Source organism: Niabella hirudinis, assembly GCF_051201075.1.
GTDB classification, from domain to species: domain Bacteria; phylum Bacteroidota; class Bacteroidia; order Chitinophagales; family Chitinophagaceae; genus Niabella; species Niabella hirudinis.
On sequence record NZ_JBPEHJ010000007.1, the window covers coordinates 20,991 to 38,794 of the forward strand.

10 protein-coding genes are annotated in these 17,804 nt (G+C 47.6%); 9 read left to right on the forward strand and 1 reads right to left on the reverse strand.

The features are described 5' to 3' along the window. Positions 1-2 precede the first annotated feature (2 nt). The 3 genes from GGU45_RS14325 to GGU45_RS14335 are packed head-to-tail and all read left to right on the forward strand — an operon-like array spanning position 3 to position 3,887. Positions 3-1,904, forward strand: a complete 1,902-nt coding sequence (locus GGU45_RS14325; protein ID WP_435225817.1) for a RagB/SusD family nutrient uptake outer membrane protein — start codon at positions 3-5, stop codon at positions 1,902-1,904. A gap of 11 nt (positions 1,905-1,915) precedes the next feature. Beyond that, positions 1,916-3,136, forward strand: coding sequence for a DUF4959 domain-containing protein (locus GGU45_RS14330; protein WP_435225819.1), 1,221 nt, complete (start codon positions 1,916-1,918; stop codon positions 3,134-3,136). Positions 3,137-3,140: 4 nt separating this feature from the next. Continuing rightward, positions 3,141-3,887, forward strand: coding sequence for a DUF4998 domain-containing protein (locus tag GGU45_RS14335; protein ID WP_435225821.1), 747 nt, complete (start codon positions 3,141-3,143; stop codon positions 3,885-3,887). A 739-nt stretch (positions 3,888-4,626) separates the two neighbouring features. Here the strand turns inward: GGU45_RS14335 and GGU45_RS14340 are convergent. After that, the gene (locus GGU45_RS14340; RefSeq protein WP_435225823.1) at positions 4,627-5,139 is read right to left on the reverse strand and encodes an MFS transporter; all 513 of its coding nucleotides are present in this window, start codon (positions 5,137-5,139) and stop codon (positions 4,627-4,629) included. Positions 5,140-5,377: 238 nt separating this feature from the next. Between GGU45_RS14340 and GGU45_RS14345 the strand changes: the two genes are divergently transcribed. The 6 genes from GGU45_RS14345 (at position 5,378) to GGU45_RS14370 (ending at position 17,800) form a co-directional block, all read left to right on the forward strand. Continuing rightward, on the forward strand, positions 5,378-7,543 hold the full coding sequence (locus GGU45_RS14345) for an alpha-N-acetylglucosaminidase (RefSeq protein ID WP_435225825.1): 2,166 nt from the start codon (positions 5,378-5,380) through the stop codon (positions 7,541-7,543). Between the two features lie 190 nt (positions 7,544-7,733). Beyond that, the gene (locus GGU45_RS14350) at positions 7,734-8,624 is read left to right on the forward strand and encodes a helix-turn-helix domain-containing protein (RefSeq protein WP_435225827.1); all 891 of its coding nucleotides are present in this window, start codon (positions 7,734-7,736) and stop codon (positions 8,622-8,624) included. Positions 8,625-9,165: 541 nt separating this feature from the next. Continuing rightward, entirely contained in the window at positions 9,166-12,444 is a 3,279-nt protein-coding gene (locus GGU45_RS14355) for a SusC/RagA family TonB-linked outer membrane protein (protein ID WP_435225829.1), read from the forward strand. Between the two features lie 42 nt (positions 12,445-12,486). Further along, on the forward strand, positions 12,487-14,388 hold the full coding sequence (locus GGU45_RS14360) for a RagB/SusD family nutrient uptake outer membrane protein (RefSeq protein ID WP_435225831.1): 1,902 nt from the start codon (positions 12,487-12,489) through the stop codon (positions 14,386-14,388). Positions 14,389-14,421: 33 nt separating this feature from the next. Beyond that, positions 14,422-15,633 (forward strand): DUF5000 domain-containing lipoprotein, encoded by a 1,212-nt coding sequence (locus GGU45_RS14365; protein WP_435225833.1) that lies wholly within the window; start codon positions 14,422-14,424, stop codon positions 15,631-15,633. 235 nt (positions 15,634-15,868) lie between these two features. Next, positions 15,869-17,800 (forward strand): heparinase II/III domain-containing protein, encoded by a 1,932-nt coding sequence (locus GGU45_RS14370; RefSeq protein WP_435225835.1) that lies wholly within the window; start codon positions 15,869-15,871, stop codon positions 17,798-17,800. Positions 17,801-17,804: the final 4 nt, after the last annotated feature.

Here is a 17,804-nt window from a genome sequence, read left to right on the forward strand (position 1 = left end):
CAATGAAGCGCATACTTTACCTGGTTTTAGCAATACAGATTTTAAGTTCCTGCAAAAAATACCTAGATATTGTGCCGGACAATGTGGCTACATTGGATTATGCTTTCCGCAACCGGAACGAGGCGGAAAACTATCTGTTTACCTGCTACAATACCTACCAGGGCCTGCAGGCTTTGGAAAGCAATGCCGGCTGGACCAGTTCCGGCGAGCTGGTTTTGAAAACGGATCTTAAAGGAGTCAATTTTGCAAGCAACTATAACCCCAATGGCTTTTGGGTAATGTATGGGTACCTGTCTCCCTATGGAACAGGGGCTACCACCAACATCCAAAACTGGTTTTCTAATTTGTATACGGCTATCCGGCGCTGCAATACCTTTCTCGACAATGTGAATAAGCCGGTGGACCTGTCTTCCGGCGAAAAGGCGCGGTGGGTTGCCGAAGCAAAGATTTTAAAAGCATGGTACTATTATTACCTGGTACGGCAATATGGCCCTGTACCCCTGGTAAAGGATAACCTGCCGGTATTTACGGAAACAGCAACTGCAAAAATACCAAGAAGCCCGTCTGACGAGGTGTTCCGGTATATCTACGATCTGGCGGATGAAGCGCTGGCCGACCTGCCCGATATGATCTATGATTTACAAAATGAAACCGGCCGCTTTACTCAGGTTATGGCGTTGAGTCTTAAAGCAAAAGCGGCTGTACTCCAGGCCAGCCCTTTGTTTAACGGAGATCCCGATTTTAGTGCACTGGCCAACAAGGATGGCACGCGTTTGTTTCCGCAAGCCTACGATGCGGCAAAATGGGATACGGCGGCACGCTTTTGCCGGGCAGCACTGGACTTATGCGAACAGCAGAGTATTACGCTCTTCCGGTATAACCAGGCCACCAATACACAAAACCCCATTCCGGATTCGCTGCAACTGTTATTATCCATACAGGGCCCCATCAATTTCGACCGGTCTACTTCATTTTCGATACCCGAAGTAATTTGGCCGGGCAACGTACGTTCCCGGCAGCAGCGCTATTTTGCGCCCAATATTGTAGCTGCAAAAATTACCACAAGCATGGACTACGATGCCAGCTTATCGGTGCCTTTAAAAATTGCGGAATTGTTTTACACCAATAACGGGGTGCCGATCGATGAAGATAAAAACTACAATTATTCAGGACGGTATGGCTACTCGCTCGGTACGGCCGACCAGCGTTTTTATACAAAGCAGGGGTATGCCACTGCCAATCTAAATCAGTACCGGGAGCCCCGGTATTATGCAGATCTGAGCTTTGATGGCGGTATCTGGTACGGGTTTGGATTTCTTTCTGCTTCCAACCTGCTCAACAATGATGCCGTGCCTACCCAGCACTCCAGCTACACAGGCTACTGGCCTAAAAAACTGGTTAACTATCAAACCCGGCTTTCTTCGTCTGTTACAGATGAAGCAGGCTACTATCCGCCCATGATGCGTCTTGCCGACCTGCAGCTGCTTTATGCGGAAGCATTAAATGAGTCCAAAGGACCCGGTGCCGAAGTGTATCGTTATATCGATTCCGTAAGGATTCGTGCGGGGCTAAAGGGCGTGCTGGAGTCCTGGCAAAACTTCTCTACACAGCCCAATAAACCTGCAACTAAAGATGGGTTAAGAAGCATTATTCATCAGGAGCGCCGCATTGAGCTTTGTTTTGAAGGCGAAGTAGGATGGGACCTGCGGAGGTGGAAGGAATACCTGCAGGCCAATTCCGGCCCCTGCCAGGGATGGAGCAATATCGGCACCACCACGGCGGCGGATTATTATAAGATCATCAATAAATTTGTGCCCTCCCTCGCTGCAAAAAACTACTTCTGGCCGCTACATGAGTCGCTATTGTTGAATAATGAATATTTAGTACAAAACCTTTATTGGTAAAAAGATAAAATATGAAACAGTTATATATACTGGCCTGTTGCGTTATCGTATTGCAGGCATGCAGGAAGACCACGGATTATAACACGGTGGTTTCAACGGATGCCACGTCTCCCGGCCAGGTGTCTGATGTTCAGGTACAGAATGGCGCGGGAGGTGCCACGCTTACCTACACCTTGCCGCCATCAGATAATATTTTGTTCGTAGAAGCGTCTTACGAAATAAGACCCGGGGTTACCCGCCAATCGGTTTCAAGTTTTTATAAGAACACGCTTACGGTGGAGGGCTTTGCCATAGAAGGCAGCTACGAGGTGGCGTTGGCCGTTGTGAGCCGCGCTAATGTGCGCTCGGCCCCGGTAAAAGTAACGGTAAACCCAACCCGTCCGGCCTACCTGCTTGCCCGGGACCAAATTGCCATTAATCCCACTTTTGGAGGTGTTAACGTGATGCTTCGAAATGAAAATAAAGCCAATGTGGGTGTGGCCATATTGAAGTATGATTCCTTATACCGGTACATGCGGCCCGTAGCGCAGAAGTTTGGCACCGATACGCTGGTGTCCAATACCGTAAGGGGATACGATTCTGTTAATTACTACTGGGGATTTGTAACGATGGACCGGTTTGGCAATAGCTCGGATACTGTGTTTCAATGGGTGAAGCCTTTTTTTGAAAAAAGAATTACGGGACCTGGTCTTACAAAATCCTATCCCATGCTTTCAGACGCCAACGCCGCCTGGCCGGTAACCAATATGTTTAATGATAACCTGGCCATGAACAATGACGCAGCTGCCTGCTGGCGGGGACTTTCCGCGGCATTTCCGGTTAGTTGTACTTTTGACCTTGGCGCCAGCTTTCGCTTAAGCCGCTATATCTTATATGGAAGAACAGGGGCTACCTACAATTTTGCCTGGGATAATGAAAATCCTACAGAGTGGACATTCTGGGGTACCAATGTGGCCTTGCCAAAAGATGCGCTATTACCCATGGGCGCTACAAAAGGCGCTGTAGTGGGCGACTGGATCTGCCTGGGAAGATTCCTGTGCCCACCCATTCCTTCCGGCCAAAAAACCCTTACACAGGCCGATAAAGAGTACTTCTCGGCAGGGTTTGCTTTTGACTTTGATTTGGATCTGCCCCCCGTTCGCTATATGCGCTTTTCTTCCGAAGGAGTCTTTAATGAAAAACCCAATTGTATAATAAACGAGCTGAGGATTTTTGGTCAAAATGTAAATTGATTTTATGAAGCATTGTTTCTTCCATTTAATAGCCGGCGTTACCCTGTTAATGACGGCTTGTAATAAGCCAACGGAATATAAAAAATACTTAGACGATAGAGAAATTGTTTATCCCGGCGCCCCGCAAAATGTGGTGGTACAACCACAGGTAAACCAACTTACTTTCCGGTTTAATCCCAGTACGGATCCAAATATTACAAAATACGTGGTGTTCTGGAGAAATAGGTTAGACTCTATGGCATTTACGCCGGGCACCCATGATCCGGCCGCTTATGAAAAGCTGGTGGTGCCGGGTATATCAGAGGATTTTCTTTCTAACTATATACTGTACTCGGTAAACAAGGAAGGCAATTATTCTGTACCAGTTACGCTAAATAATATCCGGAGCATCGGAGATGTTTATCTTAACAATTTGAGAAACCGTCCGGTTATTGGGGTTCAGGCGGCCACAATGGTTGCTACAAAAATACCGATGGACTCTGTTTATCTGGCCTTTAAATCAAACCCCGACACATTTAATCTTAAAACCGCTATTTACTGGGCCGATAAGAATAATAGCCAGCAGGAGTCGGAGATCAGCGCGCAAAACGGAAAAGTACTGCTCCCCGGCTATAAGATTGGCAGCTGGATTTATTACCAGTCGTTTTATAAGCCCAACCGGTACACGGATGAAACCTATACTCCAAAAACGGGACTGGATTCTGTAAGAATCATTCAGAACACGAATGGTACATTGACCGTGGGCTTTTGATATTAAAAATAAGGTAGGTTTTCCCAAAAAAGTGGAATGCCCTGATTTTTTGCTGATTTAAGGCCGATTAAATAGGGCTTGCTGTTTAACCGGTAGTCAAGCAAATTAGACTGTAAGACAATGATTTCTGGTTGTTGAGGAGCGAGGATGATGCAAGCAAAACACAACCAACCCCACAAAACCCTTGCATTAATTTTTTTGTAGCCTTTTTGTTTGCCCAAAAAGGTACCCAAAAAGGGCCCCGGAATCGGTTACAGCTCGATTCCGGATGGGTGCTTCTATCACCTTCAATACAAAGTAGTAGGTCCGCCATAGCGGACGCTCAGCTTCAGAATTTCTATGCTTTAATCGATACAACCTTCACCGTTTGTGGCAGCAGGCCCTAAATACACCACTGATCCCGGACCATTCTATTGTGAGGATACGTTTCATGCGAAAAACTGCACAACAAGGTTTAGACGCTCTATTGGTTTTGCAGGCTGAAAATTATTAACCCGGCGCCTGCGGGTGATGGGTCAGTTTCTTTTTGCTATTTTGAAGAGGGTGGCGGCATCTTCAAAATTTTTAAGGTCGGTGTTTGCCGGGATAGGGTACCCTTCGGGTAAAAGAACGTAAATAAAACTATACTTGAGTTTATTACTACCCACCGGATCAAAGTCCGCATTGATTGTTATTTGTCCTTTTGCCGGGGAAAAATCGATGTTCCTGCCCGCCTGCTGCTAATGCAACCAGAAAAAGATCATTGAAGGCTATTATTTACTTTAATTTGCTTACCAATCTTATACCCTCTTACGGCATAAAAAAGAACAAATAGGTAACAGGGGATCAGGATCCAATACGAATTCTGTGCGCCAACTATATCATTGAAATAGCCATAGATCAGGGGTGTTATGGCACCGCCTACAATTCCCATGATCATAAAGGCTGAAATTTTTTTGGTAAGATTTCCCAGGCCATCTAACGCCAGGGGCCAGATAGAGGGCCAAAGCATAGCATTAAACAGACCCAATGAGCACACGGCTAATACCGATGTTTTTTCCGGTAATAGTAAAACGGCTCCGCAAATCAACAGTCCAGAAATGCAGGAGATTACAAGCATTTTTTGTTGGCTGATGTATTTAGGAATCAGAACTGCACCGAGCAAATAACTTATAATCATCAGCAACAGTGTGTAAGTTGCAAGATATTTGGCGTCCTTAAAGCTAAACCCCATTTTTTGTCCATAGCCTGTAATTGAATCTACAACAAGCACCTCTGCGCTTACTGAAAAAAAATAGTTCTCTCATATAAAAGTAGACAATGTTTTTTGTTTCACCCCTATCTTTGGCTGCGCTGTTTTAATGTAGATTCCGGCAGGTCGGCGGCAGTACTAAAGACAGCAGTCGGCAGTCACCCAGCGGTGTAACCATTTCAGGTTTTAACGCCGGGGATGGGTTGTTCTGCCGGTGCCACAGAAGTGATAAACAGTAATGAATAAAAAAGTGACGATCATGTATCATTGTGTTAAATGGAATATAGTGGGTGCACTGCTTTTATTGCTTATGCATCCGTTAGCAGCGCAGCGCAGCGCCGGGTTGGCAAAAAAGGAAAAAGAAGCAGCAGCAAAAATGGTATTGCAGCGGGTGCTGGGAGAAAGGGCAGGCTTCATTCATCTGAACCTTACTGCGTCCGGTACGGTAAATGATCATTACCGTTATAAAGTGCAGCAAGATAAGCTGGAGGTAAGCGGCAACAGTGTTATTGCGCTTACAAGAGGGGTGTATGATTACCTGAAACACACCCATCAGGGAATGCTGGGCTGGGAAGGCCCTTTGTTTACAATAAGCAACCCGTGGCCACGTGTTCCGGAGCATTCTGTAACAAGCCCTTTCCGGATAAGACATGCACATAATATTGTTACCAGTGGGTATACAACGCCTTACTGGACCTGGGAACGTTGGGAACGCGAGCTCGACTGGCAGGCAATGCATGGCTTCAACATGCTGATGGCTCCTGTGGCCACGGAAGCCATTGCCGCCAGAGTTTGGAAAAAGCTGGGACTAAAGCAAGCGGAGCTCGATAGTTTTTTTACCAGCCCCTCCCTGTTGCCCTGGAACCGGATGGGCAATATTTGCAATGTGGGCGGAGGTCTTCCCGGAGAGTGGGAAAAAGACCAGGTAGCGTTGCAGCACAAGATCTTAAGGCGCATGCGGGAACTGGGCATACAGCCGGTTGTACAGTCGTTTGCGGGGTTTGTTCCTAAAGCGCTGCGCCGGCTGTTTCCGGGTGTGCAGTTGCATGAAACCCTTTGGAACAGTGGTTTTGCGCCCTCTCAGCGGCCTGTTTTTCTGATGCCGGATGACCCGCTGTTTGCCCGGATCTGTAAAATGTATATGTTAGAATGGCAAAAAGAGTTTGGGACTGCAGATTATTTTCTGCTGGATAGCTTTAATGAAATGCAATTGCCTGAAACAAGGGGGTCGGAAACGGCCATGCTTGCGGATTACGGGCTCAGATCCTACGAGGCGCTAAAAGCAGGCAATAAAAATGCTATTTGGGTGATACAGGGATGGATGTTCAGCTATCAGAAAGACATCTGGACGCCGGAACGGGTAAGGGCACTGTTTAGTAAGATACCGGATGATAAGGTTTTGATCCTGGATTACGCAAATGATTATGCCACCGTATGGAATTCGCTGAACGCTTATGACGGGAAAATGTGGGTATATGGTTTTGTGCCCAATATGGGGGGCAAGACTCCCTATACCGGAAACATGAATCTGTATGCAACCGGCCCTGCAAAAACGCTGGCTGCTGCTGATAAAAAAAATCTTGCGGGCTTTTCGATCTCTGGTGAGGGGCTTGAAAATAATGAGGTGATCTATGAGCTCCTGGCAGATGCTGCCTGGAGCAGGGATTCGATAGATCTCCGGTCCTGGCTGAAAAACTATTCGCTCAACCGCTATGGTGGTTACCCGGAAGCGTTAAAGACTTCCTGGGAACTGCTTCAGAACAGTGCATACAAATCGCTTGTAGATCACCCGCAGTTTAACTGGCAAACGGGTAGTTTTTCCAGGAGCCGTGTTAACCGGGACCCTGATTTTTTCAGATCGGTATCCGCTTTTCTTTCCTGCAGTGAGCTCCTTGGCAAATCTGCGGCTTATAGGGCCGATGCCATTGAACGGGTGGCGCTTGCATTGGGTATCAAAGCAGAGGAGTGTTTTATCCGGGCTGCAGATGGATATAAGACCAGGGACACAGCAACGGGAAATAGCAATGGCAGCCGGGGACTCGTGATACTTGCGGCGATGGACCAATTGTTGGAATCGCATCCATTATTAAGATTGGAGAACTGGCTGCAGCTGGCGGAGCAGCACAGTACCGATCCGCAGCTTAAACATTTTTACAGGTCTGATGCTAAAAGGATTGTTACCATCTGGGGCCCGCCGGTAAATGATTATTCCTGCCGCATTTGGAGTGGCCTGATAAGGGATTTTTACAGGGAGCGCATGCGCTTGTTGCTCGAAGCAAAAAAAACAGGAACGCCGTTTGATAAGAACCAGTGGGAGATCGGTTGGGTCAGGAACGCAACCCTTTCGAAAGCCCGGCCCTTTGCCGACCCGCTCCGGGAAGCGGCGGCCCTTTATAACAGGTATGTAGCTAATGATGTACCATAGCTGTTTTCCTGGCAGGGGAAACTTTCAGAATGGCTTGTTTTGCTCAAAAATAATTGCATGAAAAAGCTCAATAATGGAATAGAAAATGGAGCTAAAAATAGTTTAACTTTTTCTAAAAAAAGTGGAGGATCCTGAACGTTGAAGTGCATAGTTTTAAGGCAAATTACCGGTTTGATAATTGCAGACGAGGATGCATTACTTAAAAAAGAAAGATGGTTTTCAGGGGCAACGGAGCATCATCGTTCCGCCTCCATTGCTGGATAAGCTTGCTGAGGAGCATCCGGTAATGCGTCAATTGTATGTAACAGATATCGGATATTACCCCAATGCGCAATATCACTATCGTGAAAGGCCCCAGGGAACAAAGGAACATGTGGTTATTTACTGCGTCAATGGAAAAGGAATCTGCAAAGTGGGTGGCAGGGAGTATGCGGTGGGCCCCGGAGAACTGATGCTGCTGCCCGCTCATGAACCTCATGAATACCATGCAGATGCCACCTTGCCCTGGAGCATTTACTGGGTGCATTTTAAAGGCCTCAATAGCCAGGACTTTATGAATATGATGCTCCGGCAGTTTGCCGGAAACCTGGTGCTGCTTTCTTACCGCGATGACCGCATCCGGTTGTTTGAACAAATTTATACTACGCTTGAAAAAGGATACAGCATTCATAATTTATGCTATGCGGGTTTAAGTCTGCAATATTTTTTGACTACTTGTTGGTTTGATAACTATGACCAGCCGCCTGCTGCTGCCAACGAAATGGGTGGTGTGGATGGCTGCATCCGTTTTATGCGTGATAACCTGGATCAGACTTTGTCGCTACAGCAAATTGCAGCTGCTGCAAACCGGTCCGTTCCCCATATTGCCGCCCTTTTTAAAAAAGGGACCGGCTTTGCGCCTATCGAATATTTTAACCAGCTAAAAGTGCAGCGCGCCTGCCAGTACCTGCTTTATACGGATTTGCGCATCAATGAGATCGCCGCAAAGTTAGGAGTGGAGGATCCCTATTATTTCACAAGGATGTTTACCAAGATCATTGGCGTGTCGCCATTAAAGTACCGGAAAAACCGGCATGGATAAGGGCGGGAGAGGTTTTAAGGTTCAAAGTTTAAGGTTCAATGTTTCAGGTTAGTGCCGGTTCTACGCTCAATGTCCATTGCCTACTGCCTACTGGCTACTTCCTATTTCCTATTTCACTACTCACCATTGCGGGGTTTGAGGTTTCGCTTTTAACGTTTAAAGTTAGCACCAGTTTTACGCTCAATGTCCATTGCCTACTGGCTACTTCCTATTCACTACTCCCCATTTCCACATTCCCACATTTCCACATTTCCCCATTTTCAAATTAAACCAACTTAATCCCGTGTGTATACTAAATGTCCGCGGACTGACTATTGCCCATTGCCCATTCCCCAGATAATATTGTCCAGTTTTAACATCCTTTTATCCATTTGACTGAATTCGGGATCGGATATTTTTGATCTGTTATTAGTGAGGAAATCGCTGTTGCTGAAAACGATTGTAAAACAAGCTGCCTGCTTCCTCATTAATAAAATTACCCTTTTTGTGATAACAGTATCGTATCAAACGGTACTATCAGTGGTATATTAAAACATATATTATGATCAGAGCTGCTTTCTTTTTCTTAAAGGCATTACAGGTACACCATCGGTTGCTGTTGCTTTTACTGCTTACGGGATATTACTCCGGTACCGTCCGCGGCGCCGTAAAAACAAATGATCCAACGGGCGCAGAAACCATTCGCCGACATCCCGCCGCTAAAGCGCTGCTGCCGGCCGGGGCATGGTCCTGGGTGCTTAAAGGTAAAGTGGTGGATGGTACGGGAGCGCCCGTTGCCGGTGCATCTGTAAATATTTTAGGAACAACGCTTGGAGCATCTACCGACAACGATGGAGCCTTTATAATGGAGATTACTTCCGAAAAAGATTCTCTTGTGATAACCGCCGTAGGCTACCGGCCTAAAACAATTGTTGCCGGCAGTGAACGGGCCATTACCATTGTACTGGAACAGGATGAGGGAAAACAGAAACTGGATGAGGTGATGGTTTCCGTTGCCTATGGACGGCAAAAAAAGAAAGAGGTTGTGGGCTCGGTGACCTCTATAAACCCCGGCGATCTTAAAATACCGAGCAGCAACCTTACACAGGCGTTGGCCGGAAGACTGGCCGGTGTGATTTCGTTTATGTCTACCGGGGAGCCGGGTGCCGATAATGCCGATTTTTTTGTGCGCGGCGTATCTACATTTGGTTATAAAAGCAACCCGCTGATATTGATTGATAATATCCAGTCGACCCCCACGGATCTGGCCCGGCTTCAGGTAGATGATATTGAAGGGTTCTCCATTATGAAGGATGCTACCGCAACCGCTTTATATGGGGCAAAGGGCGCTAACGGCGTTATCCTGATCACCACCAAAGAAGGCCGGGAAGGACATGTGGTGGTAAGCGGCCGGCTGGAAAATTCTTTATCCCAATCCGTGCGGAATGTGGAATTTGCCGATCCTATTACTTATATGAAGCTGGCGAATGAGGCCAACCTCACGCGGGATCCTTTAAGCGGGTACCGGTACCTGCCTTCCAAAATTGAAAATACAAAAATGGGAACGGATCCGTTTGTATACCCCGCTGTTGACTGGCAGCAGGCATTGCTGAAAAAATCTACCATGAACCAGCGGTCAACAGTGAGCTTCAGCGGTGGCGGAAAAGTGGCCCGTTATTTTGTATCGGGAAGCATGAATATTGATAATGGTATTTTGAATGTAGACAAGCGCAGTAATTTCAACAGCAATTCGAAGTTGAAAACCTATTCGTTCCGGAGCAATGTAAACATGAACCTGGGGCCCAAAACGGAGCTGCAAACCAAACTCTCCGGTGTTTTTGACGACTACAACGGACCCATCGATGGCGCCAGTGATATATTCAGGAAGATTGTAATGACCAACCCCGTTTTGTTCCCTGCCTACTATGAGCCCACCGATGCTACCCGGTATATTCAGCATATCATGTTTGGCAACTACGGTATGGGTGGGTATAACAATCCTTATGCCGATCTGATGAAGGGTTATAAGCAATCCAATACCTCCGTTATGAACGCACAGGTGCAACTGCTTCAGGACCTGGACTTTCTTACGGATGGGCTGAAGTTCCGGGGAATGGTAAGCGTACAGCGCAGCGCCTCCTTTTTTATAACAAGAGCGTATAATCCCTACTATTATAATCTTACGAATTATGATTACAATACGAAGACTTATGACCTTACACCTATAAATCTTGAAGCGGCGCCCGGCTTGTTGGTTCCTGTGGGAACGGAATATCTTTCCGGCTCCAACTCCTCCAAAACCGTATCCTCGGAGTTTTACAGCGAGCTGGCCCTGAATTACCGCAAGGAAATAGCGGACCTGCACACCGTTAGCGGATCATTGATTGGTGTGGCAAAAAGCGGGTTAAACGGAGCCGAAACAGGAAACCTGATGTTGTCGCTGCCTTACCGCAACCTGGGTTTGTCGGGCCGGGCCACTTATGTGTATGATAGCCGGTATGCGGCTGAATTTAATTTTGGTTATAACGGCTCCGAGCGTTTTCATTCTTCCAAACGATTTGGGTTCTTCCCCTCCGCAGGGGTTGCCTATACGATTTCTAAAGAAAAATTCTGGGAACCGCTTGCCGGTATCCTCCCCTCGTTAAAGCTGAGGGCCACTTATGGCCTGGTGGGCAATGATGCCATCGGGGATGCCAGCGACCGCTTTTTTTACCTCTCGGATATCAATCTGAGCAGTGCACAGAGGGGCGCTTCCTTCGGGTATCTTAACAATTATTCCTTAAACGGAGTCATGGTGAACCGGTATGCCAATACAGATATTACCTGGGAAGTGGCCACCAAGACGAACCTGGGTCTGGATGCCCGCATCCTGAATGTGCTGGAGCTCAATTTGGATCTGTACAAAGACCGGAGGAAAAATATCCTGATGACCCGGGCGGCAATTCCTACCACGATGGGGTTGGAGGCGCCTTCCCGAGCCAATGTGGGTGAAGCTTCCTCAAAAGGGGTTGACCTTGCACTGGATTTCAGCAAACAGTTTACACCAAAGCTCTGGATGAGGGCCATGGGGAATTTTACCTATGCTACCAGTAAGTACGAAATTTACGAGGAGCCGGAGTATATTCTAACCAGGGATGGACAGGACATTGTATTGGACTATTTAACACATAGGGGAAAGTCGCTCTCCCAGCAATGGGGATTCATTGCGGAGCGGTTGTTTGTGGATGACCTGGATGCTGCCAACGCACCAAAACAAACCTTTGGACCTTATGGCGGCGGTGATATTAAATATAAAGATGTCAATAACGATGGGCAAATCACCAATCTGGATAAGGTTCCGATCGGGAAACCAACCGTTCCTGAAATTGTTTACGGGTTCGGATTCTCCGCCCGCTACCAGCAGCTCGATTTTTCGATCTTCTTCCAGGGCATGGCACGCAGATCTTTCTGGATCGATGTGAATGCTACATCGCCCTTTGTAAATGACCAGCGGCTACTTCTGAAGGCCTACAGCGAAAGCTACTGGAGCGAAAGCAATAAAGATATCTATGCCCTATGGCCCCGGCTCAGCCCCAATGTGAATAATAACAACGCCCAAACCAGCACCTGGTTTATGTTTGATGGCGGTCTGCTAAGGATTAAACAGCTCGAACTGGGCTATTCTTTTAAGAGCGCATTTATGAAACGGCTGGGCCTCAGCAATGCAAGGGTCTACCTCAACTCCAATAACCTGCATACTTTCAGCAATTTCAAGATCTGGGATGTGGAAATGGCAGGTAACGGATTGGCGTACCCCATACAGCGGGTTACCAATATCGGGTTGAATTTCACGTTTAAATAGAGGTATTAAAAATCTGTTTTTTTCTAATAAAAGGATTGACCAATGAAGTTATTAAAATATATAGTAGTGGTATCGGTATTGATCCAGCAGCTGGCCTGCAAAAAATACCTGGATATTGTGCCGGATTACACACCCACCATCGATAACGCGTTTGCGCTGCGGGCACAGGCAAAAAAATACCTGTTTACCTGTTATTCGTTCTTACCCCGGCTGGGAGAGTACAGTACCAATTTTACGTTCCTTGGCTCCAGGGAAATTGTAACCACCAATTTCAGCACCCCGCTGGTGGGCACCAGTTATCAGAATTTTATAGACCTGGCGGCCGACAACCAGCAGGTAGGAAGTCCCATTGCCAATTACTGGGATGGAGAGAATACGGGTACCCAAATGTTTATTGCTTTGAGGGATTGTAATATTTTCCTGGAAAACATCGGCCGGGTTCCCGATATCACTGATGAAGAACGGAAGCAATGGATTGCAGAGGTAAAAACCTTAAAGGCTTACTATCATTTTTTCCTGTTGCGCATGTATGGCCCCATCCCGGTAATAAGAACCAATCTGCCTATTTCGGCATCGGTAAACGAGGTGAAGGTTTTTCGGGAACCGGTGGACGATGTGGTAGCCTATATCGGCCAGCTTATTGATGAATCGGTGGCCGACCTCCCGCTCCGGATCGATAACGTAACGGATGAAATGGGACGGGTTACCAAAACCATTGCCTTATCGGTAAAGGCGCAGGCCCTGGTGCTGGGAGCAAGCCCCCTGTTTAATGGCAATGCCGGGTATGCGGGCTTTAAGAATAAAGATGGAAAACCATTGGTGAGCACTGAAGTCAGCAGCGCCAAGTGGACCGCGGCGGCTGAAGCCTGCAAACAGGCTATTGATATGGCTGAGCAGGCCGGGCACCAGCTGCACTATTTTAATAAACCATTTTCCGTTCCGGCCCTCACGCCCGAAACGCAGAAGGAAATGGACATCCGCGGCGCCATTACCGAAGATTTTAATATGGAAACCATCTGGGGCTTTAAGAACGCGCAGCCCAATACCCTGCAAAGCCTTTGCACGCCGTATAGTGGAAGTATTGGCAGCACCAAGCCGGGGGCAAGTGGTATTGCTATGTATGGGGCCAATATGGAAGCCTGTGAACAGTTTTATTCAAAAAATGGGGTGCCCATTGGGGAGGATAAGAACTGGGATTATGCCAACCGGTATACCAAAACGGGTATCGTTGGGGCCGCTGACAGAAGCCGCATGTATCCCAATTTTGAAACGGCACTCTTTAATCTCGACAGGGAACCCCGGTTTTATGCCGATCTGAATTTTATCGGTTCTTCCTTCTTTTATGCCCAGTATATGAATGCTTCCGATTTGATGTACTATGCGGGCTTTGGAAGCGTTACCGACCGGTTTTCCATAACCGGCTACTGGCCCAAAAAGCTGGTCAATTATAAAAATGCGGGCCTGCCCACAACCGCCTATTCCATCGTGCCCTATGTATGGCCGGCCATCCGTCTTTCTGAGATCTACCTGATGTATGCCGAGTCTTTAAACGAAGCCAACGGTCCATCGGAGGAAGCCTATCGGTATGTGGATTCTGTAAGAGCCAGGGCCGGCATCGGTAAAGTGGTAGATTCCTGGAGCACATTTTCTACCAATCCTTCAAAACCAGCTACAAAAGAAGGGCTGCGGGATATCATTCAACAAGAGACCCAGATCGAATTTATGTTTGAAGGCAATAACTACTGGAACCTGCGCCGCTGGAAACGCCTCGACCTGATCAACCGCCCCATCACCGGCTGGAACGTATTTGACAAAACGCGGAGCGGATATTATACCTTTAAGCTGCTGGGCCAGCCGGCCAGCACTTCCCGTTGCTATCTGCAGCCCATAAAAGAGTATAATTTATCCGTAAATCATAACCTGGTTCAGAACCCGCTGTGGTAACATTCCCATAAACATTCATTTCAAATCATTCTTATGTATCAGTTTATTCATCATCTTAAAACAGCCTGCCCGCTTTTGCTTTTCATAGGGCTTGTGGCCTGTACCAAAAGCAGCTCGTTTAAAAGGGATCCCGTAGAAAAAAGTACCGGAAAGCCATCCCCGGTTAAGGTTGCATCCATTGATAATTTAAACGGCGCGGCAGACGTTCACTATACCCTGCCGGACGACCCATCGATCCTGTATGTTCAGGCCGATTATATGATCAATGGAACTACGAAATTGCAGGAGAAAGTGTCCAAATATGCATCTACACTGCATTTAAAAGGATTTGGAAATGCAGCATCTTATAAGGTGCAGCTGTATGCCGTAAACGCAGGTGAAGAAAAATCGGATCCGGTTGAGGTAACAGTTCAGCCAACAACGCCCCCCTATCTTTCCGTTCGGAAGTCCCTGGTGCTCCAGGATGCTTTTGGCGGGGTAAATGTTACCTACCAGAACCTGGATACAGCGGAGGTTGGGATTATTTTACTGACCAAAGAAAAAGGCCGGCCGGAATATGCTTTTTCGGAATATACAGGTGATCCCGGAGGCGATTTTACAAAAAGAGGTTATAGCCTCGACTCAAGAGATTTTGGAGCGTATGTAATTGATAAATGGGGAAATATTTCGGATACTATCTGGAAAACCATAAATCCATTGTATGAAGTACCTCTCGACAAGAATAAGATTGCTAATGGCAATTTGCCCGGAGATGCAGTTGCAGGCTGGGGTACGAATTTTAACAACCTCTTTAACCACACGGGTTCCGGTAATGCCGGCACAGCGCAGATGTATGGAGCGGCCACCACTGCCGGCAACCGGCCGATGATCACTTTTTATTTGGGACAACCCACCAAGCTGAGCCGTCTGAAATTCTGGGCCGCCAGCAATGAGTATTACAAGAATATAGCACCCCGCGTTTTCCAGATATGGGTAAGCGAGCAACCCAATCCCAATGGAGCCCTGGATGATACCTGGACGCAGATCGGCGGCGACTATGAAATCAAAAAGCCTTCCGGGCAGCCCGTGGGTTCCAATACCGCTGTTGATGATCAAACGGCCGCTTCCGGTTGGGAATTTGCGTTTCCGCTGCCCCCCGTGAAAAGCAATTATGTAAGGATTGTAGGCATCGATACCTGGGGGGCAAATAACGATACCCGCATCCGTTTCAGCAGCTTTAGCTTCTGGGGCGATACACGGCAGTGATGCACCTGTAGACAGAAAAAGTAATTGTTGGCAGCGATTTTGAAAGGGAATGACGAAAAATAATAATGTGCTTGCCGCTCTGATGGCACGGGTTTACAAGGTAGCCTTTGAGGTCTGTGAGGGCCTGTTTCCTTAGCCTTTTGAGCTGTAGGGGAAATAGTGGCATATACCCGTCTGCAGGAGACATATCAGGATGATTTTATTTTCAAACAGCACCCTGAATTGATAAAGTATTATGAAAGCATGGCATAAGTTTTTGATTGTATTGCTGGTATTGGGCTGTTCAATTAACGGTGAGGCACAGCTTACGCCCCGTAATCTTTTCAAGCCGTTTACGGAAGCGGTTATCCGGAAGGCGTTGCCGGCTGCTGGCCGGTGGAATCCTTTCCCGGTAACGGCTGCGGGCTGGCGGCAGGTATTGCCCGATAGCGTTATACATCGCTACGTAATAGACGGAACACAGGCCGCAAAACAACCGTTTCCTGTATTGCCGGTAACCGATTTTCTTGAGTTTACCCGCACAAAGAACCGCGCAAATTATGAGCAAAAATGGACGGCCCGGCGGGTGCAGTTAATAAGCCTCGTAATGGCGGAATCCATGCAGGGCGAGGGCCGCTTTAACGATCGCATTGCCGAAGCGGTTTGGGCTATTTGTGAAGAGAGTTTCTGGGGTATACCGGCTCATATACCCGGCCTGCCCGATGTGGATGCACCCTATGTGGACCTGTTTGCTGCAGAAACTGCATCATTGCTGGCCTGGACCAGCTACTTCGCGGGAAAAAATTTGGACCAGGTATCTGCCCGTATAAAACCCCGCATCCTGAGCGAGGTAAACCGCCGCATCTTCCATCCGATGCTTACGGCCAGCTGGTGGTGGATCGGCAACAGCAATCCCAACGGGAAACTGAATAACTGGTCGCCCTGGATCATGTCCAATTATATCACCGCCGCATTGCTGCTGGAAACCGATGAAGCAAAAAGAGCGGCCGCCATTAAACGGGGGCTAAACACCATTGATCATTACCTGAATGGCCTGGGAGATGATGGGGCCATTGATGAAGGACCAATCTACTGGTTTCCTTCAGTAGGCTGCGTTTTTGATGTACTGGCTTTGTTAGACAACGCCACCAGCGGCAAACTGCAACTTTACAGCAACCCCTTTCTGAAAGGGGCCGCCTCCTATATTTACAAAACCCATATTGCCGGAAAATATTATGTAAATATGGGTGATGCTACGGCAACTATGAATGCGGATGGTATCTTTCTTTACAGGATCGGGAACCGCATTATGGACCCGGTACTGATGCAGCTGGGAGCCGAAACGGCCCGGCAGGCATCGGCTGGTGCAGATGACCTGGGCGACAGGATGTTTTCAAGAAAGCTCTTCAACCTTATGGAGCGAACAGCCTGTTTGAAGTATGAATGTAAAAATACCGGGGCAGGCGATGCCTGGATGCCGGGGATCGAAATGATGTGCGCACGATCGGAAAATGGTGTTTTTGTAGCTGCGCATGGAGGACATAATGGCGAGAGCCACAACCATAATGATGTAGGCGACTTTATGGTATATGTAAACGGCCAGCCCTTGCTGGTAGATGTTGGCCGGGGCACTTATACCGGAAGAACTTTTTCTGCTGAACGGTATACCTTGTGGTTTAATAATTCAGGTTATCACAACCTGCCGGAAATTAATGGTATGCAGCAAAAAGACGGAAGCCGGTATGCAGCAACAGCGGTTCAGTATCATAAGGACCGTAAAGCTTCGGTGCTTACCATGGATATCGCAAAAGCTTACCCGGCAGCGGCAGGTGTGCAGTACTGGAAACGGACCGTTTCATTGTACCGGGAAGGAATCGTAAAGATCTCCGATGGATATGCGCTCAACCCTCCCGGATCCGTAAGCCAGCACCTGATTACCGTTTGCGATGCCGATATCCGTCAGCCAGGCAAAATCATATTTAAGATGCCCGATGACACAAAAGTTGAATTACTATATAGTGCATCCATGTGGGAGGCAACAATACAACCCGTGTTGCTGAGCCAACCAGAAGATGAGGAGATCCGTCAGGTATGGAAAGGGCAGACGATCCGGCGGATCACACTCAATGCACGTCACGCATTGCTGAAGGGAACAACTACGCTGTTGTTGCGTAAAATAAATGAATGATCTT